We start from the raw sequence: 23,127 nt of genomic DNA, 5'->3' as shown, positions 1-23,127 counted from the left end.
GACGCCGTGAGCGACACGATCACCGTGGCGAAGGTCGGGCACGCGTTGCTGATCGGCACGCAGGGATCCGATCACGACGCGGCCGTGCTGGCGGCGGCACTGGCGCCGGAGCGGCACCGCACCGCCGTCGTCGTCGGTGAGTCGGCCGTGGAAGCCGTGTCCCGGCTGGATCCGTGGGTGATCGCCGATCTCGACGAACACGTGAGCGGCAGTCTGCGTCTGCTCGCTCCCCACCTGGGTGCCTCCGGAGCAGCCGGGCAGGTCCCCCCTGCCCGGCTGCTCGCCGACCGCCTCGGTGTCGAGGTCGTCGCTCCCGACAACGCGCTGCGGACTCTGGCCGACGGCACGGTGTTCGTCTCCGGCCGCGGCGCGGGCTGGGTCTCCTACCGCCCCGGTTCCCCCGGACGCCGCAGCGGTCCGCGCCATCCGGCACCCTGGTGGCAGGAACACCTGCCGGAGAAGCTGGGCGACGGCATCACCCAGCTCCCACTCGGCCTGTGGATTCGTGAACCGGGCGGCCCCGATCGCGCCGACGACCCTCTGCACGCGCAGGTGGCCGATCCGCAGCGCCTGATCGTTGTCGTCGGTGCACCCGGCGAACCCTCCCCCGGCGCGAGTGCGGTCGCGGCCCTGCTGCGCGCGCTACCGGGCGACGCCCGCGACCGGACCGTCCTTGCCTGCTACGGCGACCACGGCATCGCCCAGGCCGTCTCCGATGCGCTCAACGGCGCCGTGCGGGCGTTGCACGGTGTGCCCGGTTCTCATGGATCGGTGCGCGTGACCGACGCGGGAACGCCGACCTGGCGCCCGTTCGCGGTCGAGAGCGTGCACCTGCCCGGCACCGCCCCCGTGCTGGAGCGCTGGACTGCGCCCGTGCCGTCGCTGCCGCTGGTCGCGCCGGCCGTCTATCGGCTCACCGCCGGTTGGCGGGTCGACGTCGTGCCTCGCGGGTTGGTCGTCCGTCCCGACGCGCTGACACCCGACCCCTTGTGGTCGAAGGAAACCGGTCCGACCGCGGACCTCGTGTTCGCCGCGGAGGACGACGTGCCCGACGGTGTCGTGCGCGCGCTCTCGGCCCTTGTCCGAGACTTGCCCGCCGACGCCCGTGAACACCTTCGCGTGCTGCCGAGCTCACCTTTCGCCGCGACCGCGGCGCACCGCGTGCCCGAGTTCGCCGGTCGGGTGGCCGGTCTCGCCGCGTTGCGGGGTGAGCGGCGCACCACGGTCGTGGTCACCGCCGACGGCCGGATCCTGCCTTCCGCCCCCTTGCTCGCGCAGCCTCCGGCGGCGCACGGTGCTTCCCGGCCCGCCACGGGCCGGCCACGTCCGCTGGGACCGCCGACCGGCCGGGGACGGGCCGCGGTTCTCCACGGCTCGGTGCCCAGCCGGCCGCCGTTCCACCACGACCCCGCGCCGGGCAACCCGGTGGGTGGCCCTGTGCCGGAGCCGGTGCAGGCAAGCCTGCCGCCGGCGTTCTCGAAGCCCGCCGGTGCCGTGCCGCGGCCTGCCAGTCCGACGCCTCCGGCACCGGTTGCGGCACCAGCTCCGGCAGCGGCACCTCCCGCTGCGGCTCCGGCTGCGGCTCCGGTTCCGGCTGCGGCGCCGGTTGCGGCAGCGGCTGCGACACCGGTTGTGGCACCGGCATCTCCGGCTCCCGCCGAGTCGCCTGCCTCATCCCACTCCCAGCCCGCATCGGAACCGCCGCCCCTCCCCCGATCTCGACCGCTGCCCCCGGCCGTCCCGCCGAAGACCACGCCACCCGCCCCGGCCGAGCTGCCGCTGCTGGTTCCGATCACGACATCGGCCACGGTGCCCCCGGTCGCCTCGGCGGCACGTGCCGAGGCCGACCTGCCCGCGCCGACCGAACCGGCTCCGCGGAAGCTGATCGCGGTGCCCGCGGACGCCCGCAGCACACCGGAACAACGCGCGCGCCTGCGTACATCGCTGGGTAGCCGGTACGACGTCGCCACCCGCGCGGTCGCCCGTCTGCTGGCGGAACGGCCGGGGCTGCGCACCGCTGGCGCGGACGCCGCCGCGCTGCTGCCGGAACTCGCGGCGGTGCGGGTCTTCGCGATGGAGCCGGACGCCGACTACGACGAGGACTTCCACGTCTGCCTGACGGCAGGGCTGCGCAGGCTGCCCACGTCACGTGGTGTGGTGGCCCGCGGCGCGCCTGACGGCACCCGCTACGAGGTCGGGGCGTCGCTTCGGCTGGCCGGGCCCGTTCTCGCCGTCTCGGCGCTCGCTCCGGATCGCGTCGACGGTCTCGAGGTTCTGATCTGGACCACGACCGGCCGGCGGCTCGACGGCCTGCTCGACGACGGCCGCTTCGACGTCCTGCTGCCCGCGCACTCGCGGTTGCGGGTGCTGGCCGTGGACGGCGACGAGTCACCACGGGTCCTGCTCGCCGAAGAAGGAGTCGCGCCGGAACAGGCACTGGCCCGGTTGAGGGCCGCGGTGGCCGCCCGTTCCGCCGCGGCGCTGGACACCGGCGGCCGCGACACCGCCCGCTGGTTCGGCGCGTTGCCCGCCGCGTGACAGACGAACGACCACGAGGAGCCGAATTGCCCGCGCCGCAGCCAACCGACCCGCACAGCCAGCTGCTCCAGCTGGCCGGGCAGGCCCCTGACGACTGGCTCACGGTCGCCAGGGACACCCTGGCCACCGGCGCCGTCGACCGCCTCCGGGAAATGATGTCGCACGTCAACCGGGTGCTGGCGGACCGCGAGCCCGTCGCGGACGAAGGTCGCTTCGAGGCACCGCCGCACCGCCCTGGCGCCGCGGATCGTGCCGTGGTGGCGGCGGCCGCCGCGCACCCGGTCGAGGCGTGCTGGCTGACGATGCGCGACGGCACCGCGCCCGTGTACCTGTTGCAGGCCAACGATCACGCGCCGATGCCGGCGATCACGAGCGCTGTGCAACGCGCGCTGACGAACGCCCGCGAGCGGTCGCCGAGGGTCGAGGTTTTCGGCCCTCTCACCGTCCTGCCTGCCTACCACGAGGCCGCACTGCGTGCCGCCACATTGCTCTGGACGTCCGCACCGGCGGCGCCCGTGCGGGTGGCGCGCACCTTCGACGGGGCCTCTCCGAAGGGCGGACCGTACTTCTCACCGACCAGGGAGCTCGTCGTCGAGGAGAGCGAACGACAACGGCTGCTCGGCTTCCTCGCGGGCGGCGAGGTCGTGCTGTCCGTCCCGGACGGGCTCGACGACGTCGTCGCCCCCGGTGCGGGCAAGGTGCCGTGCGACCTGCGCTCCGACGGCATGTGGGTCTGGTCGGAAGCCGGCCGGTACTACCTCGACCGGCACCTGGTGGCGCCGGATCCGGACCTCGCGAAGCACGCCGGTGCGCGGCGTCCCCCCGACCGGCTGACCCACCTTGACCGTTATCGCGTGCGCGCCGTGCTGGCGCCGAATCGAGAGGAAGGTCCGCTGTGGCGAGCCGGATGACCGGGGTCCGTTCGGTGCTCAGCGTCTCACCGACCGAACCGGACTGCTTCCGCACCATCAGTGACGCAGTGGCCGCGGCCACCGACGGTGACGTCATCTCGGTGCGTCCCGGCGTGTATCCGGAGTCTCTCGTGCTGGACCGGGAGATCACGCTGTCCGGGGCCGGCTCCGCGGGTGAGGTCCGCGTCGAGGCGGCGGGTGAACCGGCGCTGCGGCTGAACGCGGAGCGCGCGACCGTGTCCGGCATGAAGTTCGTCCACCGTGACGGCGAGGCCGCGGTGGACCTGCGCGGTGGCACGTTGCACGCGGAGGAGTGCGTCGTGGAGGCGGACTCGACCGTGGCCGTGGTCGTCCGCGGTGGTACCGATCTGCGCGCGAACGACTGTGTCGTCAGCAACCCGGGCGGAGCGGGTGTGCTGGTCTTCGACCATGCACGCGCGGAACTGCGCGACTGCACTTTGCGGTCCATCGGTACGACCGCGGTGGTGGCACGTGGCGGAGGTGCGCCGCGGCTCACCCGGTGCGTCATCACGGAGGCACAGGGCGGTGTGCTGGCCGCCGACGGCGCCGGCGGATCGCTGTCGGACTGCCGCATCGAGCAGATCACCGGCACGGCCCTGGTGCTGGAGAAGGACAGCGAGCTGACCGTGCACGGCACCACGGTGTCCGATGTGGACGGTGTGGCGCTGCTCGTCGCCTCCGGATCGGCGCCGGTGCTGCGGGACTGCCGGGTGCAGCGCACGTCGGCACAGGCCATCGTGGTGGTGCAGGGCGCCTCGGTCGATCTCGAACGGGTGGTGGTCGACACCGCGGGAAGCCATGGCCTGCACGTGCTGGAGGCCTCGTCCGCCGAGTTGACCGACTGCTCCTTCACCGAGTCCGGGCACGACGCCGTCCTGGTGGGCGACGACGCACGCGCAAGGCTCAGCCGGTGCGTCATCACCGGCAGCGCCGGGGCGGGCGTGGTCGCCGAGGCCACCGCGGACGTGCGGCTCGTCGACACCCGGATCAGCGCGGCGAACGGCCCCGGCTTCACGGCCCGCGGCGGTGCGGCGGCGATCGTCTCCGGTGGTGCCATCCGCGAGTGCGGGACCGGCGCGGTCTGGGAAGCCGGCACCAGCGGTGAGATCGGCGGCTGCGAAGTGGCCGACAACACCGGCGACGGAGTCGTCGTGCTGCCGGGCGCGCGGGTGGAGGTGGTGGGCTGCCGGATCGAACGGAACCGCGGCCAGAACCTGCGCCTGCCGCAGGGCCAGTCCCCGGCACCCGAACCGGCGCCGTCCCCGGCCAGGCCGCCCGCGTTCCTCGCTGACGAGCCGTCACCCGCGCCGTCCGACGACGGCGAGCGGGCGCCGAGGCCCGAGGCCGGTGACGAGCTCGACAAGCTGCTCGGAGAGCTCGACGGCCTGGTCGGTCTCAGCGGTGTCAAGCGCGAAGTGGAGACCCTGGTCCGGCTGCACCAGATGGCCGAGCGGCGGGCGGCGGCCGGACTGCCGTCGCCGCAACTGGGCGGGCACCTCGTCTTCGCGGGCTCTCCCGGTACCGGCAAGACCACCGTCGCGCGCCTGTACGGTCGCATCCTCGCTTCGCTCGGCGTGCTGCGCACCGGTCAGCTGGTCGAGGTCGCGCGCGCGGATCTCGTCGCGTCGGTGATCGGTGGCACGGCGCTGAAGACGACCGAGCGGTTCGAGCAGGCCCTCGGCGGCGTGCTGTTCATCGACGAGGCCTACACCCTGAGCTCGCAGAGCGGGGGCAGTGGCCCCGACTTCGGCCGCGAGGCGATCGACACCCTGGTCAAGCTGATGGAGGACCACCGCGACGACGTCGTGGTGATCGTCGCCGGGTACACCAACGACATGCGGTCGTTCCTCGCGGCCAACCCCGGTCTGTCGTCACGGTTCTCCCGCACCATCGAGTTCACCGACTACACCTCGGCCGAGCTGGTGACGATCGTGGAAGGCCTGTGCACGAGCCACGACTACCGGCTCGAGTTCGAGACGCGCGACGCTCTGCACACCTACTTCACGGATCTCCCCAGGGACGTCTCCTTCGGCAACGGCCGCACCGCGCGCAAGGTGTTCGAGGAGATGATCGGCCGGCAGGCGTACCGGCTGGCGACCGACGACACGGCGACGACGGTCGCGCTGACCCGGTTGCTGCCGGAGGACATCGGGCCACTGCCGGGTTCCGCCGTCGGAGCCGGGGCCGGCCGCGTCGACGAGGAGCGGGTCGACGAACTGCTCGGGAAGCTGCGCGAACTGGTCGGCCTCGACGAGGTCAAGCACGAGGTCGCGAGCATGGTCGATCTCCTCGCCTCGGCGAGGCAACGACAGGCTGCGGGACTTCCGGTGCCGTCGCTCAGCAGGCACCTGATCTTCGCCGGGCCGCCCGGCACCGGCAAGACGACGGTGGCGCGGTTGTACGGCTCGCTGCTGACCGCACTGGGTGTGCTCGCCCAGGGACAGGTGACCGAGGTGAGCCGCGCCGACCTCGTCGGCGAGTACGTCGGGCACACGGCGCGCCGCACCACCGACGCGTTCGACCGCGCGCGGGGCGGAGTGCTGTTCATCGACGAGGCCTACACCCTGTCCGCGGCCGCGGGTGGTGGTCACGACTTCGGCCGCGAGGCGATCGACACCCTGGTCAAGCTGATGGAGGACCACCGGGACGAGGTCGTGGTGATCGCGGCGGGGTACGAACGCGAGATGGAGAGGTTCCTGGCGGCCAACCCCGGCCTGTCGTCACGCTTCTCCCACCGGGTCCTCTTCGCCGACTACACGGCGGACGAACTGGTGACGATCGTCAACCAGCACGCCAACGCCTCCGCCTACGAGTGCAGCGGACCGGCCGTGGCGGCGCTGCGCGGGCATTTCGCCGCCGCACCGCGCGGCGACTCCTTCGGCAACGGCCGCTATGCCCGCCAGGTGCTCGACGCGGCGGTGACCCGGCATGCCCGGCGGATGCGGACGCTGGAGTCACCGACGATCAACGATCTGTGCGTGCTGATCGCGGAGGACATCCCGCCACCGCTGAACGGATGATCAACGGGTCATTTGACGTCAGCGCACGGGGTCGCGTCAGCCTCGTCGGCGGCACCCAGGTCCCAGTGAACGCGCGCGATCGAGACGTCGAGCGCGCCGGCCGTCGAGAGCAGGAACGGGGTGTCGACGTTGATCGGATCGAGTCCTTCCTCCACGAAGCAGGCGAGGGGGATCCTCACCGTCGAGGCCTGCCCGACGGGGAGCTTGCGCAGCGCCGGGGTGAGGTCGATCTCGGCCGCGCACGGGAAGCGGCAGTGAACGGCGAGAGCGGTGCGATCCGCCGGAGGGGCGTGCATCGTCAGGTCGACCACGATCGCGCTCTTCGCGTCGATGTGCGGACGCACGTCCCTCACCGTGCCGGGGCTCTGCAGGTAGAACTGGCCGGGTCCGGTCCCCTTCCACGTGACCCGCACACCGTCCTCAGAGGACACCGAGATCGTCTCGTGGGCCGCGGTGCGATCGGCGCCGACGTGGGTGCCCGTCCAGTTCGCCGGCGAACCGATGATGCTGACGTACGGCGAGACGTCCGCACGGTCGAACAGGGTGAAGTCGGAGAGCTGGTTGGTCGACGCCGGCACCGGGTCCTTCGGCTCGTTTCCGCCGGACGTCAGCACGACGGCGGTCGCGGCGGTGAGCAGGAGCGCCACTGCCGCGGCTCCCACGGGGACGAGCCACTTCGGGGTCTTCCTCGGCGTCCGTCCCGTGTGCGTCGGCGGCTGGGCCAGGACTTCACCCGGCGAACCCACCGGCCGCGGAGCGCTTGGGGCGACGGAACGACGTGCGATGTTCGCCAGCGCGGCCGCGCCCAGCGCGACGGTGAACTTCGGGTGCAGACTGACCCGGACCGGCCTCCCGAAGGCCGTCGACACGACCTGGGGCACGAGCGGGATGCGCGACGACCCACCCGCGAGCAGGACTCCCGCGAGGTCCCCCGGCCGAAGCCCGGCGGAGGTGACGGTGCGGTGCAACGCTTCCGTCGTGAGCACCACGGAAGGCCGGATCATCTCGTTGAACTCGAGCCGGCTCACCGAGACCTCGCGCTCCCCGGCCGGCAGCGCGACGCGCACCTCGACGGTCGGCTCGGTCGACAGTGCGACCTTCGCCCGCACGCACTGCGCACGTACCGCCGCGAGCGCGGCCGCCGCCTCCGGGTCACCGGGATCGAGTGCGCTGAGCGCGCCGTCGAGCTTGGCGTCGACGTGGGCCATCAGGGTCTCGTCGAAGTCCATCCCGCCCATGCGTTCGATGCCCTCTGGCGTGCCGAGGATCTCCATCCCGCCCGCACGGGCACGCAGGATCGTCGTGTCGAACGTGCCGCCGCCGAGGTCGTAGACCGCCACCAGTTCGCCCTCACCCAACCGGCGCTCGACCGCGTAGTGGGTGGCCGCGGCCTCCGGTTCGGTCACGATGCGCACGTTCGACAGCCCCGCGAGGCGCGGTACCTCGTCGAAGTGCTCGCGCCGGTAGGGCCCCCACACCGCGGGACAGGTGAGCACGATCGACTCCGGTGGTCCGCCCTCGTGCGCGACGACCCTCGCGACCACGTCCCTCAACTGGGCGGCCAGCAAGGAGGCCGGCGAGTAGGCGGCACCGCCGATGACGAGCGGGGTCGGGTCACCGAGCCGGCGCTTGTGGCCTCGTGACACCCTCATCGGGTCGTGCGCCGCGGCGGCCTCGGCGGCGTCGCCGGTGATCAGCCCGCCGTCCGGCCTGACGAACACGACCGACGGCGTGACCACCTCGGGGCCGAGCACGACCATGCGCGTGCCGGAGTCCCCGGACACGGCGGCCGCGGTGAACGTCGTGCCGAGATCAATGCCGAGTCCGTATCCCATGAAAGGCTCCAGAAGGTGTGGGGAAGGTCCGCGCTCCGAGAGTAAGGAGACGCAAGATGTAGGGATATCCCTACTTCCCACTCGGGAACACCACCTTGTCCCAACGGTCGGAACGCACCACCCTGGTCTTGTGATCAAACCGCCGCGAACGGCTCTGACGTGGGGCAATTTCGCCTCCACCAGGTTGCGCGCACCGTGCCGGAAAGCGGCTGACCTGCGCAGGGAGTTCGAACGCTCCCTGCACGACGGCCCCGCTCTCCAGGCATCCGCGCTCGCGTTGGAGCTAGAGTTGATTTCGGTGGCGACCGACGACCCCCACATTCGCGCTCGTTTGGACACCGCACAGAACGGCGTACGCCGAATGCTGGACGACATGCGAGGGCTGGGAGAAATGCTCTATCCACCCGTGCTGCCCGGAGCGGGAGTCGGCCCCGCCGTGCGCGCCGCCGGTGAACGCCTGGGCTTGTTCCTGACCCTCGACGTGGCAGCGGAGGAATGTGATGGCACGGCACGATCGAGGATCTGCCTCATGATCATCGATCACCTGTCGACGCTGCGTCCCGGGACCGCCGTGTCGGTGCGTGTCCGGGCCGGCCGGCGACTGGCGTGGGTGCGCGTCACCCAGGACGCTCCGGGCGAACCGGGACCACGGCGTCACTGGGCGGTGATCCGATGCGGGTAGCGATCGCCGAGGACGGGGCTCTGTTCCGGGAAGGCCTGGTACTCCTGCTCGAGGCCGCCGGGCACGAGGTGGTCGGATGCGTCGACAGCGGCGACAAGCTGCTGGCACTCGTCGCCACGGAGCAGGTGGACGTGGCCGTGCTCGACATCCGCATGCCGCCGGAACCCGACGGCGGCCTGACCACCGCGGAACGTATCCGCGCGAGTCATCCCGAAGTGGGTTTGCTGCTGTTGTCGCACTACGCCGAAACGCATTACCTGATGCGCATTCTGGAGATCGGCACGGAGCGAATCGGCTACCGGCTCAAGGAGCGGATCGCCGGCGTGCAGGTGCTGGGCGACACGCTGGACCGTATCGCGTCCGGCGAGATAGTCATCGAGCCGGTACTGGCGAAACGCCTCGTGCAGGCCCCGACCGGCCAGGCCGCGGACGCGATCGCGAGTCTGAGCGAGCGGGAACACGACGTGTTGCGGCTCATGGCCGAGGGACGGACGAACAACGCGATCGCGGGCGAGCTCTACGTCTCCGCCAAAGCGGTCGAGAAGCACATCGCCACCATCTTCACGAAGCTCGACCTGTCCGGCGATCCCTCCGTGCACCACCGGCGGGTGCTGGCCGTGCTGGCGTACCTGCGTTCGCGCCGGATCGAGGGCTGACCGGTGCGGCTGCGACGCCCGGATCACCAGGCACCGCACCTGGTGGCCGCCGCGGCACCGCCCGCGTTGCTCGTGCCCGCGCTGATCCGCAACCTGGCGTCGGCGGTCGGAGGCCCGGTCGCGTACTGCACGCCCACCGAGTCCGGTGTCGTGACCGCGTCCTGGTGGCCCGCCCACACCGAGCAGCCTGCACCGGCGCCCGACCTGGCCACCGCGATGACCGTGCACGGCGCCACGGAGGTCCAGCCGGTCACAGGCGGCGGCTGGTTGCTGGCCCGAAAACCGCGCCGCGCCCTCACCCACCACGATCGGACGATGCTCGACGAAACGGCCGTGTGGCTGGGAATGGCCGTTGTCCTGGAACGCCTGCAAGTCGATCGGCACCGCGCAGCGGCCCGCGCGACCGTGCTGGACGCGGAGCTGCGAACGGCCCACGGCCAGGTTGCCAGGGTGCGCGAACTCGAACGCCGCAGGCTGGTCGGCACCATCACCACGGTGGCCGGCCGGAGGTTCGCCGACGTGCGCAGGCACGCACAGGACCTGCGTGGAGCCCTCGTCGGCGACGAGCCGGACACCGGGGACGCCGGCCAGGCCGCCGAGCACCTGCGAGTCGCTCTCGACGACCTGATCGAGGCCTTCCGCACCGTCGTCCGCGGTGTCCATCCCTCGATGCTCCCCGAGCGGGGACCCCGGGCAGCGCTCGAGGAGCTCGCGGCCGTGCTGCATCGGCCGGTGCGGTTCCGGGGCGACCTCGGCCACCGGGTCGGGTGGGAGGTCGAGTCCGGCCTCTACCACGCCGTGGCCGCGGTGCTGAACCACCTGGAGTCGCCGGCCTCGGCCTCACCGGTGCTGGTCGAGTTCGACCGCGCCGACGGTGTGCTGGGGGTCAGGGCGACAGCCGCCGGCTGGACCGAGTCCGAGGAGGAGCTGCGGGGCTCGCTCGCCGGCGACGCACAGCGGCTCGCCGTGCTGGGCGGTGCGCTCCGGTGTTCGGTGACCGACGGTCAGGCCGCGGTGTCGGTCCAGGTGCCCGAGCGGATCGGGTCGGCGCCGGACGAAGTGCTGGGACGACCGGCCGGTGGTGCCGTCCACCCGCGGGTGCGGGCTCTCGTCGAACGCGGCTGGCTGGAAGCCGAGGATCCCCCGGCGAAGGAACGCTGGGCGGCGATCGCGGACCGGCTGAGGCGCCCGGTGTGCGTTGCCGTGGTGGGCCGGGGGCGGTCCGCGGTCATCGGCGCGCTGCTGGGCAGGACACTGCCGGAAGCGGACCGGCCGACCTGGTACGTGCACGACGAGGCACGAGAGGGCACGACCTGCCCCACCAGCGCACCGGACGTCGAGCACGTGGTGGTCCGTCAGGGCGTGGATCTGCTCCACAGCCTCACTTTCGTGGACCTGCCCGGTGCCGCGGACTCGGCGCTCGCGTCCGCGCTGTCGGCGGGTGACGCGGGCCAGATCGACGCCGTGCTGTGCCTTACGCCTCCGGACCCCGCCTTCCGCCGGATCGTCGACCTGGCGCGGCACCGCCTCGACGTCGTGGAGCCCCCCGTGCCGCTGCGGCCGGCGGTCGTGGACGAACAGGAGAGCACCGCGGCGATCGCCGAAGGCCTGGACGAGATGAGCGGTCTCACGGCGCTCCGGAACACCCTGATGCGCAGGTTCGTGGCGCGCTTCGACGTGATCACGGCACGCCGCGCGCTCAACGAGGTGGACGAGGAAGTACGCCGCACGGCCTCCCGCCACGCGCTGCAGCGTGAGGTTGAGCGGATTCGAACCTCCTCACACGAGCTCAAAGAGTTGGAGCTGCTGCACGAACTCGACGGGGATGGAACCTCCCAGCGGTGGTTCCTCCCCCACGACGCTCGAACGGAAGCAGTGCGGCTGCTCGGTGCTCACGGCACTACCGCGCACCAACGGCTCGGATTGCCGCCGACAGCCGGAACCGCGGAAGTCCGGTCGGCCGCCGGCTCGGCCGCCGACCGTTGGAGAGCGCGAAGTGAGCACCCCACCGCCGGGGCGTGGGCCCGCACGGCCTGCGAGATCCTGGTGCGAACCTGTGAGGGGCTGGTGTCGCAGGTCTCCCAGGAACCACCGGCGGCCTGACCGGCCGTCAGCCGGCGGCGCCGCGGGACACGAACCCGGCCACCTCGGTCCCCTGTCCGGGCGCTGCCCGGATCCGGACCTCACCTCCGGCCTCGGCCATCCGGCTGGCGAGGTGGTGCATTCCGGAGTCCTGCGGCAGCTCGTCGAAGCCCGGCCCGTCGTCGCGGACCGAGAACGTGGTGGCATCCCCGGTGTCACGGATCGCCACGGTGATCAGCGCGCCGGGAGCGTGCTTGTGGGCGTTGTTCACCGCCTCCATGCACACGAAGTAGATCGCGGCCTCCACGACCGGCTCCCGGCGTCCGAGGTCCTGAGGAACGTCCAGCACCACGTCGTCGTGGTGCGCGAGCTCGGCGGTAAGCGCGGAGGCGAGCCCACCGGTGACCAGTGCACTCGGCAGCACGCCGGCAGCGGTTCGTTCCATCAGCCGTTCGGTGTCGCCGAACCCGTTCTCCAGATCGTCCAGGCGCCGCAGCGCCGACTCCATGTCGCCGGTGGCGATCGCATGCTCCAGCAACGCGAGCGACAACCGCAGTGCGACCAGGTGATGCTGGGCGCCGTCGTGAAGATCGCGCTCGAGACGCCGGCGTTCCCTGTCCATCTCCGCCGCGGCACGCCAGCGCCGGTCACCGAGCTCGCGCCGGGCCGCGTCCCCTCTCCTCCACAGCTGCTCCGTCTCGAGCCTCAGCCGGACCGCCGCGAGAACGGGAGCCAGCACCGCCGCCAGTTCGCCGGCCGGGCGCGCGGACTCGGGGCTGACGGCGAGCACACCCTGCGGCACGCCATCGTGTTCGACCGGCACGTCCCGCCAGGCACCGTCATCGGTTCCCCAGGCGAATCGCTGTCCCGCCAGGGTGAGCACGCAGCCCGACGCTCCCAGCGCGCGCCCGATCACCTCGGCGAGAGCCAGGGGCTCGGGCCACGTCCCCTCCCGCGCCCGCACGCCGGCCAAGTACGACCGGAGCGCGTCGACGCCTCGGCGGTCCCGCTCGTGCACGTGCACCTCTCGACGGTCCGCGGTCCACGCCGGCAGGTCGCGGCGATGACGTCCAGCCGCGGTCCGCGCACAGATACCGCGAGACCGCGGACACCAGACTGCCACTCAACCCGTTCGGACGCGATTCCACTGGCGCGAACGGGCAATCTCCTCGATCTTCGCGGGCGCGGCACAGAAGTGAACGTTCCACTGCCAGAACGCAATGCCGCGTCCCACGGCACGGGACGAACATGACTCGATCCGAGCGGCGTTCCACCGTGTGGAACCAGCCCTGAGTCGATTGCGCTTGCTCGTTTTCAATGGGACGAGTCCTGGACCGATCAGCCGTCCGAGTCCGAAATCCCCATGCTTGGAGCATCAGCGTGAATCGAAGCGCCATGTCGATCGAGGATGTACTCGAAAGGTCGGACGAGTCGTGTCCGCTGATGGTGGTGGATCATCAGGTCGTCGACCTCACCGAATTTCTGCGCTGGCACCCTGGTGGGCTCGCGGTACTGCTCGCGAACCTGGGCCGGAATGCTTCCGCGGATTTCCACCATGTGCCGGCACACGCGCGTCCCGGCGTCCGGCAGAAGCTCCGGCAGCTCGTCGTCGCCGAGGTGGACAGCGTTCCGTTGCCCGAGGCATGGGTTCCCCTCGGGCAACTGCTCGACTACGTCAGGCTGGTGCGCAACTCCTTCGCGGTGCAGCACAGCGCCGAACGGGATCCCGTTCATGATCTCGTCTACTTCGGACAGTCCTGTCGCCACCTGCTGGACGACCACCTCCGCGCGTTCCTGGACGGATTCTCCGCACTGCTCGGGCGAACCGCCGACCCGGTGCTACTGCGGCGACTGGACGAGCTCTCGATCGACGTCCAAGGCTGGATCGAGGATTCGTTGGCCAAGGGCGATCCGACCGTCGTCGCATCCCGTGCACAGTCGATACGGCAACATTGCGTCACCGTGCTGGACGAGGTGCTCGCCTGTGGTTCCGCGGCTGTCCGGGCTCTTCGTACGTCCTGCGCCGAAACAGCGCGCCTTGTCGAAGAAACCCTCTCGGTGATCGAGAACTGGATCCACAAGAGCAACGAAGCGGGAATCAACGATGTCTGAACCGAATGTGCTCGCCCAGTACGTCGCGACCTGTGCCACGGATGCGGCCCGGAACCTGGACGGCGATCTCACCTTCGACCACGGGTTCATGCCCCGGACGATGACGAGCGCGCCGTTGACCGGTCCGTACGAGGCCTGGGAACAGGTAGCCGCGCGGCTGCCCGAGCTGGCCTTCCACTCAGACGCTCAAGCGATCATCGCTGACCTCCCACCGCTGACCGCGGGCCCGGACGACCTTCCTGATCACCAGGTCAAGCGAGCCGCGACCGTGCTGGGCCTGTTGGCTCACTCCTACTGGCGGTTCGGCGTCGCGCGGATGAACATGTCGCGCAACCGCGACATTCCAGACCATCTGCCCTCGGTGATCGAGCAGCCGTGGCAGCAGGTGTGCCGCCGGCTCGGGCGAGACGGTGCGGGACTCACCGTCGAGGACTGGGTGTTCAACAACACCACCTTCAGCGACCCTGGCCGGATCGGCCCCGGTGGCGAGTACCGGATCGAGGACGCGACGATCGAGAACCTGCGGCCCGCGATCCCGGTGTACGGCAATCGGGCCGAGCAGGTGTTCACCTCGGCGTTTTTCGAGATCAACGCCGCGGTAACGCCGGTGGTGCGGGCGGTGTGCCGCTTGGCGCAGGCGATCGGCGAGGGCGGCCCGGACGCTCACGACGAGGTCAGCCGAATCCTGCTGGACATGGCTGACTGCGCCCGTGGCGCGATGAAGTCCTTCCGCCGGGTGAGCCCGCGCAGTGACAGCTCGACCTTTTGCGACCCAGTCGACTGGTCGAAGACCCTGGTCACCTGGACGGTCCCACCGCCCGGCTACCCCACCGGGCCGAGTGGCTCGGCCATACCCATGGCGCACTTCTTCGACGCGTTGATCGGCCGCACGCGGTACGACTCGACTCTGGGCGTGTTCGCCCAGGAGTTGCGCGGCACCCAGCTGCCGCGGAAGCACCGTGAGTTCTTCGACCTCGTCCGCGAACTCGACGTACGTGGTTACGCGCAGGGCCTGGCGAAGGTCGCACCGACTCGGCACGTCGCGGTCGCCGAAGCGTTCAACGAGGTCCTCTCCTCCTTCGCGGGCGACTCCGGTTTCCTGGGCGTGCACAAGGGCAAAGTGGTCAACTACCTCGGCGTCGGAACGATCGTCGGGCGCAACCAGTCGACCGCGCACGACCAGACCTTCGTCGCGGACGCGACCTGGACCGAGATGGCCGGCAAACTGCAGGACTCGCGGGAGGAGCGGACGGGGCTGACGCTCTGAGCGCACTGCCACCGCCTCAGCGGCTCCGCGTTGCGGTGTGTGCCGAGTGGCCGCTGCCGGTCGTGCGCGGTGGCGGCCGAGGCAGCCCGTCGCCCGCTGAACGAGGGATCGACTGGCCTGCCGAACAAGTCGTTCGGCCCTTCGGTCACGAACTCATCCAGGTTGTTGTTCTGTTCCCACCCGTCGAGGCGTTACGTCACCATGCCTCGGGCGCACGCTGACCAACTCGCGGCAGCGTTCCCGTTCATGCTCAACGCCTTCGAGGGCAACAGAGGCCGGGACCACCACCATGCCGCGCCCGATTCAGGCGTTGATGTCGTCCATCGCCTGCACGACGCGGTCATCGCCGGCGGCGACAGTGACGTGTTCGCGAAGCACCCGTGGACGAACGACGGTTCTACAGCTCCAACGCATGCGACGCGGTGCACGCCGTGGCGCACGGCCATGCGCCACCGCAGGCACGGCACACGTGGTCGCCCGGCTGGTGCTGGCACAGCAAGGCAGCGGCCCGCAGGTGGTACGCGTCGACGGCAGCGTTCACGTCGGGTGTGGTTGTGTTTGCCAAGGTCCGCATAGCGATTCACTCCTGTGGCTCGTCTTGTGACTGAACACCACAGTGCGCGCGGTCACATCGCCTGGCACTACGGAAGACCGTATGTGCACTCCGCAACGTCCACAGGTGGGCCACCACGGGTCTCCAGCGCCATGCCCGAGGACACTTCCAACCAGCGACGATCGGCCTGCGGTCAGTAGCGGTGATGATCTGGTGCCACGTCTCCCGGTTGTCGTCACCGCGACGAACTCCATTGGTCAGGTCGCTGCGACGTTCGCAGTAACCAGGATCAGCCATTCCGATAAACGTGGCATATCCCGACTTGTTTGTGATCGTGCGAATCAGCTCGGCGGTCCCAACTCCCGGAACGCCTGCATCGCCAATTCTTGCGCAAGCGAGCGCAAAACCGGTCTACTTGGGCAATCGAAACCGCGCGACCGGGCAGAGTGACTCCCGCTTCTGGCAGAAGATTGCCGCTAACCGTTTCGCCATGCGAGCTGTGGCTGCAAATATGGGTCAGGCGCGTTCCCCGCACGCCGAGCCTTCGTTGCGGAACTACCCGAAGGCAAGAAGAACGCCGGTCTTTTCCCGTGCCACACAAGCAGGGAAAAAGAGGGAACTGACGCGCGCTTGCGCTCGCACTCGATCAATAAAGCTCGCAATCGGCTCGGCAATAATTCGAAACAAGACGAATCAGTCAACAATGCGTCGGTTATGGAGTTGGTGTGCCTGTTCGCGTAGGTCAGCCGGAGGCGGTGGATGAGTTGACGCTCGACGAGAGGGTTACCGGCGTTCTTTGCCGTCCCGGCCCAGTTGCCCGGCCGACGTTCAAGGCGGGAATTCTGGACGGCGATGTCGGCGACCGCGTGCGGTCTCGCCCTGCCGGTGGAGGCGGGGCGGCGCCGGGGGGTCCGTTGCCACGGACCGTGGTGGCCGAGCTGATCCGGCAGGCGACCCGCGGGGACGTGTCCCCGGCGCGGAACCTGGGCACCTTCGTCCCCGCACTGCCCGAACGCGATGCCGAGTTCGCGCTGGATTCGTGGGCCGGGCACAACCTGATCAACCGGGCCGAGTACGCCGGACTGACCACCCTTGAGAACCACTGCGTGGCGATGCTGAAGGACCTTTGGCACGATGCCGGACGTGCCGACGGGTGCTCGACCAGCGGGTCCAGCGAAGCGGCGATGATCACGGCTTCGGCATTCCTGCGCGGGTGGCGCGACTCCGGCGGGACGGACAGGCCGAATCTCGTGCTCGGCCCGACAGCGCATCTCTGCTGGCTGAGGTTCTGCGCGTTCTGGGATGTCGAGCCCCGCGTACTGCCGCTTCGCCCGGACCACCCGGTGATGAATCCGGCCGATGTGGCGGATGCCTGTGATGCCGGGACCATCGGGGTGGTGGCCACGCTCGGTTGTCCCGAGCTCGGCCTGTACGACCCGGTCGGTGACATCGCGGCAGTGCTCGACGGGTTGTGCGCGGGCACCGGCCTGGACATCCCCCTGCACGTCGACGCCGCGTCCGGCGGGTTCGTGGCCCCTTTCCTGCAACCCGGCCTGGTGTGGGACTTCCGCCTTCCCAGGGTTGCCTCGATCAACGCTTCCGGCCACAAGTACGGGCTGACCAGGCCCAGTGTCGGGTGGCTGCTGTGGCGCCGGCAGGACTCCGCCATGGCACGGCTGTCTCTCGGCGCGCCCTACATCGGCACTGGTGCGCCTGAGCCGACGTTGTCGTTCTCCCGGTCGGCGGTACCGGTACTGGAGCAGTACCTCCACCTGATGCGCCGAGGGCGTGACGGTTACACCGCGGTGCATTCCCGGTCGCGGGCCATCGCCGAAGGCGTCGCGCGGCAGCTCGCCGGTGCTTCGGCGCTCCGGGTGCTCGGCGCCGGGACGGACCTGCCCGTCGTGTCGTTCACCGCAGCCGATCCGGGCGGTACGGCCGTGGTCGAGCTCGCAGCGCTGCTGGCGGAGGACGGCTGGCATGTGCCCGTCTACCGGCTCCGGGAACCGATGGCCGCGACCGAGACCGGCCGGATCGTCATCCGCGCCGACCTGACGACCGACCTTGCCGAGCAGCTCACCACAGACGTGGAACGGGCATTGACAAAACTCAACGAGGGACGAACCGCATGACACGCGTGCTGGAGCTTGGCTCGTACATTCTGCCCGCCTACGCCGGGATGGTCCTGGCCGAACAGGGCTTCGAGGTCACCAAGTGGACCAACCCGGCTGGAGACTGCGACCCGATCCAGGGGCTGCACCGTGGGGACGAGCTGTGGGCCTGGATCAATGAGGGCAAAACCCTGCGTCGACGGCATGTTCGCGAGGTGACGCAGTTACCGGCTGGGAGCGTCGACCTGGTCATCGACAACATCAGGAGCGCCGCCTGGGAGAAATGGGGGCTCGACCCGGCTGCTGAGGCTGAGCGGCTGGGCGTGCCGTGGGTGTCCATGCGCGACGAGTTCGACGGTCGTTCCTTCGACGCGGTGGCACAGGCCCGCGCGCTGATGGAGCACGGTGACTACCAGCCTTACTACATCGGAGACACCTCCGGCGGACTGTGGCTGGCCTACAAAGCGGTCGTGCTCGCGCATCAGGGTTCCGCCGGCCATCACATCCTCCGGCAGTCCTCCTGCCTGGCCAAGCTGATCGAGGGCGAACTGGTCGTCCCCGCACCCCGCGTCAACGGCCAGCCTGCATGGGACGAACCCGGCACGTACGGCAGCCACGACGACGGCGTGCGGGTCATCTACCGCGGCGAACCCGTCGTCGAACCCGTCCGTGACCACGCCTGGAAACTCGCCAACCTCCACCACGACGGCACCGGCCGCATCGTCATCTAAGGAAACCTCATGGCAACCCGCCACCTCAACTTCATCAACGGCGCCCCGGCAGCGCCGGCGAGCGGCGCCTACGCACCGCTGATCGACCCGTGCACCGGCGAACCGTTCGCCGAGGTCGCCCGTGCCGGGCAGGAGGACCTCGACGCGGCCTTCGCCGCCGCGGGCACGGCCTTCACCACGTGGTCGGCGAAAAGCCCGGGCGAGCGGCAACGCGCCCTGCTCTCCCTGGCCGACCTGATCGAGCGCGACGCCGACCGGCTCGCCGCCATCGAGTCGGCGAACACCGGCAAACCACTGCACTCCACGCGAGTCGAGGAAATCGACGTCGCCGTCGACGTGCTCCGCTTCTTCGCCGGTGCGGCGCGCTCCGCACTCGCTCCCTCGGCCGGGGAGTACCTTCCGGGCCACACCTCCTACATCCGGGTCGAACCGGTCGGCGTGTGTGCGCAGATGGTGCCCTTCAACTACCCCTTGCTGATGGCCATGTGGAAGCTCGCTCCCGCGCTGGCAGCCGGCAACACCGTCGTCATCAAACCCTCGCACAACACCCCGCTGAGCCTTCTGGCGCTGGCCCAGCTGACCACCGATCTCCTGCCTCCCGGCACGATCAACGTCGTGTGCGGTGACCGCGAGACGACGGCGGGGATCACCACTCACCACACCGCCAGGCACGTTTCGGCCACCGCCTCCACCGCCTCCGGTATCGCCATCGCCACGGCCGCGCTCACCAGCGTCAAGCGCCTGCACCTCGGTCTCGGCGGCAAAGCCCCCGCGATCGTGTTCGGCGACGCGGACCTCACCGCGACCGCGACCCGTATCGCCAATGCCGCCTACTTCAACGGCGGGCAGGACTGCACCGCCGCCACCCGGATCCTCGTCCACGCCGCCGTCCACGACGAGTTCGTCGCCGAACTGACCCGCCGGGCAGCCTCGCTCAGTACGGCCGATCCTCGCGATGACGCCGACGCGTTCTACGGCCCGCTGGGCAGCCAGGCCCAGCTGGACCGGATCGACCAGGCCATCGCCGCGCTCCCCCCGCACGCCGAGATCACCACTGGTGGCCGGCCACTCGACCGGAAGGGATTCTTCTACCCGCCGACCGTGATCACCGGTGTCACCGCCGATGATCCGATCGTGCATGAGGAACTGTTCGGGCCTGTCGTCACCGTCGAACGATTCTCCGACGAACAGGACGCCATCCGGCTCGCGAACGCCGCCGACTACGGCCTGGCATCCTCCGTCCACACCCGCGACCACAACACCGCGATGCGTGTCTCCGCCGCACTGGACTACGGCTGCGTCTGGGTCAACACCCACCTGCCGCTGACCGCGGAGATGCCCCACGGCGGGTTCAAGATGTCCGGGTTCGGCAAGGACCTTTCCACCTACGGGCTGGATGAGTTCACTCGGGTCAAGCACGTCATGCACCTGGTCGAGTAGCGGCTGGCCAGCCCGACCGACGGCGAGTTCGCCCGGCAACGTTCCGAGCCTCGCCGACTGCAGGATCAACGTCCACGCTGCGGCTCGCGGCCGCCTCGCGATCACGACCAGTCCACCCAACCGGTCACGATCACGAGGCGGCCGTCTCCGTCATCGAGCCGCTCTCACCAGCCAAGATCGCGAAACACAACTGGAGTGTTGGGCCTCCGCCTTTCGCTTGAGCCGGCCGCGAGAAGTCGTTGCGGTCCAGTGGTTGCCGCGTGTCCGCAGGGGCATCTGGTGATGGTCGGCGATGGTGCGGCCTTGGCCGGTGAGGCGGGTGATCCGATGTGGAGCGGCGGACCGCGGCCACCTGTTCGGTGAACCTGGTGAACGAGCACACCTTGTCGAAACGCTTGGCGGCGAGGTCATCGGGATTGATCAGGAAACATCCGTAGTGGAACTCGCTTTCCGTGCAGAACTGGGCGAGCATCACCCATTCCTGGCTCAGCTGGTACGCCTCCTCCCTGATCAGGCGGTTTTCGTCCGATATCGGAAGGCCAGGTTCGGCGCCAGACCGTTTCCTGACGTTTTCCGACGCCATCCGGTACCACGGGCCTTCATCGCCGCCGATGTCCATGTAGTGCCCGCCGATGCTGAAGGTGGAGTCCCAGTCCGCCTGCCAGAGATCGTCAACCACTTCGCACAGCTCGTCGATGTGCTTCAGCTCCGCGTACAGCTGCTGCACGGGCTCGGACTCGACATCGAAGGGCCAGTCGTCGTCGCGCTCCTCGATCCATTCCGGTAGATCCGCCTCAACCTGTGCGGAGAGCGGGTACTCGCGGATGAGGAACGGAATGCCATCGCAGTAGATCTCGCTGTCGGGGTCGCACGGCAGCGGCGCCACCGCCGTGTCCGTGCCTGCCGGGACGTACAGGACTCGCGCGAACTCGTCGCCACCTTCCATGTGATCGTCCTCGTGGTGCAGGAAGAAGAGCAGCAAGCCGTCCGTCAGCAGGGGAAGTCCCTCGACCCGCGGAAGGGCCGCGCAGTCGAAGGAGGCGATGAACGGCAAACGGGCTCCCGCCTCCGCTGCTCGGCCACTCCGTGCCCACCGGTAACCGGGGAATGCCTCCGCCCTGCCCGACAACCTGCTTGTCTGCGCCGCAGCCATCTGTCTCGATCGAGAAGCGGAGCTGGCCGGCGAACTTGTCGACCTCGTCGCTCGGGATGCCCTTGTCGATCGCCGCGCGGCGGAATTGTTCGTAACGGTTCATGGTGCGGCAGGATCGCAGATCCATGAGAGCGCTCTCTCAGTTGGTCCGTACAGATCGGCGCTTCCGGGTCTTCGCGAACCCCGGTCGCCGCTGGCTGTGCCGCTTCGAGCACCACCGTGAGAGCCATGACGTAGCCATACCCGAGCCGGGCGGTCATCGCTGGTATTCGCGCACCTGCACGCCTACCGGGCGTGGGGTGCACCAGGTGCTCTGGGAGCGGTGCCGTCACCTCATACCGCACCGCTATCACCCCGTGCCCGTCCTGCGAGCTGACGGCGGCCTTGACCGGTGTGCCGCACGCGTTGCCGATCAGACAACGAACTTCCTGGATACACCAACCGCTCCCCAGAAGTCGGAACTGATTCTCAGTCCAACTTCCGGGGAGCGGTTCAGGAGCGCGCGGGAGGCTTCTGAGACACAGCGCTCAGTAGCGGTAGTTCTCAGTAGCGGTAGTGCTCCGGCTTGAACGGGCCCTCGACGTCGACGTCGATGTACTCGGCCTGTTCCTTGGTGAGCTTGGTCAGCTCGCCGCCCAGCGCCTCCAGGTGGATGCGCGCGACCTTCTCGTCGAGCACCTTGGGCAGGCGGTAGACCTCGTTGTCGTATTCCTTGTGCTTGGTGAACAGCTCGATCTGCGCGATCACCTGGTTGGAGAACGAGTTCGACATCACGAACGACGGGTGGCCCGTCGCGTTGCCCAGGTTCATCAGGCGGCCCTCGGACAGCACGATGATCGTGCGGCCCGACGGGAAGATCCACTCGTCGACCTGCGGCTTGATGTTGTTGCGGCGGATGCCGGGGTAGCGCTGCAGGCCCGCCATGTCCAGCTCGTTGTCGAAGTGGCCGACGTTGCCCAGGATCGCCTGGTGCTTCATCTGCGACATGTGCTCCACCGTCACGACGTCCTTGTTACCGGTCGTCGTGATCACGATGTCCGCGATCGGCAGCACCGACTCCAGGCGAGCGACCTGGTAGCCGTCCATCGCCGCCTGCAGGGCGCAGATGGGGTCGATCTCGGTGACGATGACGCGGGCGCCCTGGCCGCGCAGCGACTCCGCCGAGCCCTTGCCGACGTCGCCGTAACCGCACACGACCGCGACCTTGCCGCCCATCAGCACGTCCGTGCCGCGGTTGATGCCGTCGATCAGCGAGTGCCGGATGCCGTAGCGGTTGTCGAACTTCGACTTCGTGACGGCGTCGTTGACGTTGATCGCGGGGAAGAGCAGCTCACCGGCGGCGGCCAGCTGGTACAGGCGCATGACGCCCGTCGTGGTCTCCTCGGTCACGCCGCGGATGCCCTCGGCGATGTTCGTCCACTTCTTGCCATCAGCGGCAAGCGAGGCGCGGAGCGTGTCGAGAACGATGGTCCACTCTTCCGAGTCGTCCTCCGACGCCGCCGGCACGACACCGGCCGCCTCGTACTGCACACCCTTGTGGACCAGCAGCGTCGCGTCGCCGCCGTCGTCCAGGATCATGTTCGGGCCCTTGCCGTCAGGCCAGGTCAGCATCTGCTCGGCGGTCCACCAGTACTCCGGCAGCGTCTCGCCCTTCCAGGCGAAGCAGGCGATGCCCTTGGGCTCCTCCTCCGTGCCGTGCGGGCCGACCACGACCGCCGCGGCCGCGTGGTCCTGCGTCGAGAAGATGTTGCACGACGCCCAGCGCACCTCCGCGCCCAGGTCAACCAGGGTCTCGATCAGAACAGCCGTCTGGATCGTCATGTGCAGCGAGCCGGAGATACGGGCGCCCTTGAGCGGGTACACCCCGGAGTACTCGCGGCGGAACGCCATCAAGCCGGGCATCTCGTGCTCGGCCAGACGGATCTCCTTACGACCGAACTCGTGAAGCGACAGGTCGGCCACTGCGAAGTCGATGCCGTTGCGGGTCTGCAACCGGGTCATCTCGGGTCCTTCCA

General features: G+C 69.7%; 16 protein-coding genes. 11 read left to right on the top strand and 5 right to left on the bottom strand.

Annotation, left to right across the window (positions count from 1 at the left end; all coding sequences use genetic code 11):
* The first annotated feature begins 6 nt into the window (after positions 1–6).
* Genes ACRSBM_RS15690 through ACRSBM_RS15680 form a run of 3 tightly spaced genes read left to right on the top strand, consistent with a single transcriptional unit; the run spans position 7 to position 6,490 of the window.
* Positions 7–2,538, top strand: coding sequence for a hypothetical protein (locus tag ACRSBM_RS15690; protein WP_434444122.1), 2,532 nt, complete (start codon positions 7–9; stop codon positions 2,536–2,538).
* Between the two features lie 26 nt (positions 2,539–2,564).
* Positions 2,565–3,449: a hypothetical protein gene (locus ACRSBM_RS15685; protein ID WP_434444121.1), complete on the top strand. Its 885-nt coding sequence runs from the start codon at positions 2,565–2,567 to the stop codon at positions 3,447–3,449.
* A complete protein-coding gene (locus ACRSBM_RS15680) occupies positions 3,446–6,490 on the top strand; it encodes an AAA family ATPase (protein WP_434444120.1) in 3,045 nt (1,014 codons plus the stop codon). The genes ACRSBM_RS15685 and ACRSBM_RS15680 overlap by 4 nt, the downstream gene beginning before the upstream one ends.
* 8 nt (positions 6,491–6,498) lie before the next feature.
* On the opposite strand, the gene ACRSBM_RS15675 is transcribed toward ACRSBM_RS15680, so the two are convergent.
* Positions 6,499–8,325 carry an Hsp70 family protein gene (locus tag ACRSBM_RS15675; protein WP_434444119.1) on the bottom strand — a complete coding sequence of 609 codons (1,827 nt, stop codon included), beginning with the start codon at positions 8,323–8,325 and terminating at the stop codon, positions 6,499–6,501.
* A gap of 130 nt (positions 8,326–8,455) precedes the next feature.
* Between ACRSBM_RS15675 and ACRSBM_RS15670 the strand changes: the two genes are divergently transcribed.
* From ACRSBM_RS15670 to ACRSBM_RS15660, 3 genes are read left to right on the top strand one after another with little or no spacing between them, the layout of a single operon-like run.
* Positions 8,456–9,007, top strand: a complete 552-nt coding sequence (locus ACRSBM_RS15670) for a histidine kinase (protein ID WP_434444118.1) — start codon at positions 8,456–8,458, stop codon at positions 9,005–9,007.
* Complete coding sequence (locus ACRSBM_RS15665) at positions 8,998–9,663, top strand: response regulator transcription factor (protein WP_434444117.1); 666 nt, start codon at positions 8,998–9,000, stop codon at positions 9,661–9,663. Before ACRSBM_RS15670 ends, ACRSBM_RS15665 begins: the two co-directional genes overlap by 10 nt.
* Before the next feature lie 3 nt (positions 9,664–9,666).
* Positions 9,667–11,766, top strand: a complete 2,100-nt coding sequence (locus tag ACRSBM_RS15660; protein ID WP_434444116.1) for a hypothetical protein — start codon at positions 9,667–9,669, stop codon at positions 11,764–11,766.
* A 7-nt stretch (positions 11,767–11,773) separates the two neighbouring features.
* Here the strand turns inward: ACRSBM_RS15660 and ACRSBM_RS15655 are convergent, their stop codons facing one another.
* Positions 11,774–12,769, bottom strand: a complete 996-nt coding sequence (locus ACRSBM_RS15655; RefSeq protein WP_434444115.1) for a sensor histidine kinase — start codon at positions 12,767–12,769, stop codon at positions 11,774–11,776.
* Positions 12,770–13,140: 371 nt separating this feature from the next.
* Here ACRSBM_RS15655 and ACRSBM_RS15650 point away from each other — a divergent pair, with 371 nt between their 5' ends.
* Together ACRSBM_RS15650 and ACRSBM_RS15645 are read left to right on the top strand one after the other, a co-directional pair.
* Positions 13,141–13,857, top strand: a complete 717-nt coding sequence (locus ACRSBM_RS15650) for a cytochrome b5-like heme/steroid binding domain-containing protein (protein ID WP_434444114.1) — start codon at positions 13,141–13,143, stop codon at positions 13,855–13,857.
* Complete coding sequence (locus tag ACRSBM_RS15645) at positions 13,850–15,124, top strand: hypothetical protein (protein WP_434444113.1); 1,275 nt, start codon at positions 13,850–13,852, stop codon at positions 15,122–15,124. Before ACRSBM_RS15650 ends, ACRSBM_RS15645 begins: the two co-directional genes overlap by 8 nt.
* A gap of 397 nt (positions 15,125–15,521) precedes the next feature.
* Here ACRSBM_RS15645 and ACRSBM_RS15640 read toward each other — a convergent pair whose 3' ends face one another.
* Positions 15,522–15,665, bottom strand: coding sequence for a hypothetical protein (locus ACRSBM_RS15640; RefSeq protein WP_434444112.1), 144 nt, complete (start codon positions 15,663–15,665; stop codon positions 15,522–15,524).
* 941 nt (positions 15,666–16,606) lie between these two features.
* Here ACRSBM_RS15640 and ACRSBM_RS15635 point away from each other — a divergent pair.
* The 3 genes from ACRSBM_RS15635 to ACRSBM_RS15625 are packed head-to-tail and all read left to right on the top strand — an operon-like array spanning position 16,607 to position 19,959.
* A complete protein-coding gene (locus tag ACRSBM_RS15635; protein ID WP_434444111.1) occupies positions 16,607–17,809 on the top strand; it encodes a pyridoxal-dependent decarboxylase in 1,203 nt (400 codons plus the stop codon).
* Complete coding sequence (locus ACRSBM_RS15630) at positions 17,806–18,519, top strand: CoA transferase (RefSeq protein WP_434444110.1); 714 nt, start codon at positions 17,806–17,808, stop codon at positions 18,517–18,519. Before ACRSBM_RS15635 ends, ACRSBM_RS15630 begins: the two co-directional genes overlap by 4 nt.
* A gap of 9 nt (positions 18,520–18,528) precedes the next feature.
* The gene (locus ACRSBM_RS15625) at positions 18,529–19,959 is read left to right on the top strand and encodes an aminobutyraldehyde dehydrogenase (protein WP_434444109.1); all 1,431 of its coding nucleotides are present in this window, start codon (positions 18,529–18,531) and stop codon (positions 19,957–19,959) included.
* A 130-nt stretch (positions 19,960–20,089) separates the two neighbouring features.
* Here ACRSBM_RS15625 and ACRSBM_RS15620 read toward each other — a convergent pair whose 3' ends face one another.
* Positions 20,090–21,112 carry a DUF1963 domain-containing protein gene (locus ACRSBM_RS15620; protein WP_434444108.1) on the bottom strand — a complete coding sequence of 341 codons (1,023 nt, stop codon included), beginning with the start codon at positions 21,110–21,112 and terminating at the stop codon, positions 20,090–20,092.
* 543 nt (positions 21,113–21,655) lie between these two features.
* Positions 21,656–23,113 (bottom strand): adenosylhomocysteinase, encoded by a 1,458-nt coding sequence (gene ahcY, locus ACRSBM_RS15615; protein WP_434444107.1) that lies wholly within the window; start codon positions 23,111–23,113, stop codon positions 21,656–21,658.
* Positions 23,114–23,127: the final 14 nt, after the last annotated feature.

Source organism: Lentzea xerophila (genome assembly GCF_051094245.1).
Classification (GTDB): Bacteria; Actinomycetota; Actinomycetes; order Mycobacteriales; family Pseudonocardiaceae; genus Lentzea; species Lentzea xerophila.
Note: the sequence above shows the minus strand (reverse complement) of the source record. Positions and strands in the feature narration are given on the sequence as shown.

Coding starts and splice junctions, on each gene's coding strand:
- ACRSBM_RS15680 (WP_434444120.1), top strand. CDS start 3,446: ATGACCGGGGTCCGTTCGGTGCTCAGCGTCTCACCGACCGAACCGGAC.
- ACRSBM_RS15675 (WP_434444119.1), bottom strand. CDS start 8,325: ATGGGATACGGACTCGGCATTGATCTCGGCACGACGTTCACCGCGGCC.
- ACRSBM_RS15665 (WP_434444117.1), top strand. CDS start 8,998: ATGCGGGTAGCGATCGCCGAGGACGGGGCTCTGTTCCGGGAAGGCCTG.
- ACRSBM_RS15650 (WP_434444114.1), top strand. CDS start 13,141: ATGTCGATCGAGGATGTACTCGAAAGGTCGGACGAGTCGTGTCCGCTG.
- ACRSBM_RS15645 (WP_434444113.1), top strand. CDS start 13,850: ATGTCTGAACCGAATGTGCTCGCCCAGTACGTCGCGACCTGTGCCACG.
- ACRSBM_RS15630 (WP_434444110.1), top strand. CDS start 17,806: ATGACACGCGTGCTGGAGCTTGGCTCGTACATTCTGCCCGCCTACGCC.
- ACRSBM_RS15625 (WP_434444109.1), top strand. CDS start 18,529: ATGGCAACCCGCCACCTCAACTTCATCAACGGCGCCCCGGCAGCGCCG.
- ACRSBM_RS15620 (WP_434444108.1), bottom strand. CDS start 21,112: ATGGCTGCGGCGCAGACAAGCAGGTTGTCGGGCAGGGCGGAGGCATTC.
- ahcY (WP_434444107.1), bottom strand. CDS start 23,113: ATGACCCGGTTGCAGACCCGCAACGGCATCGACTTCGCAGTGGCCGAC.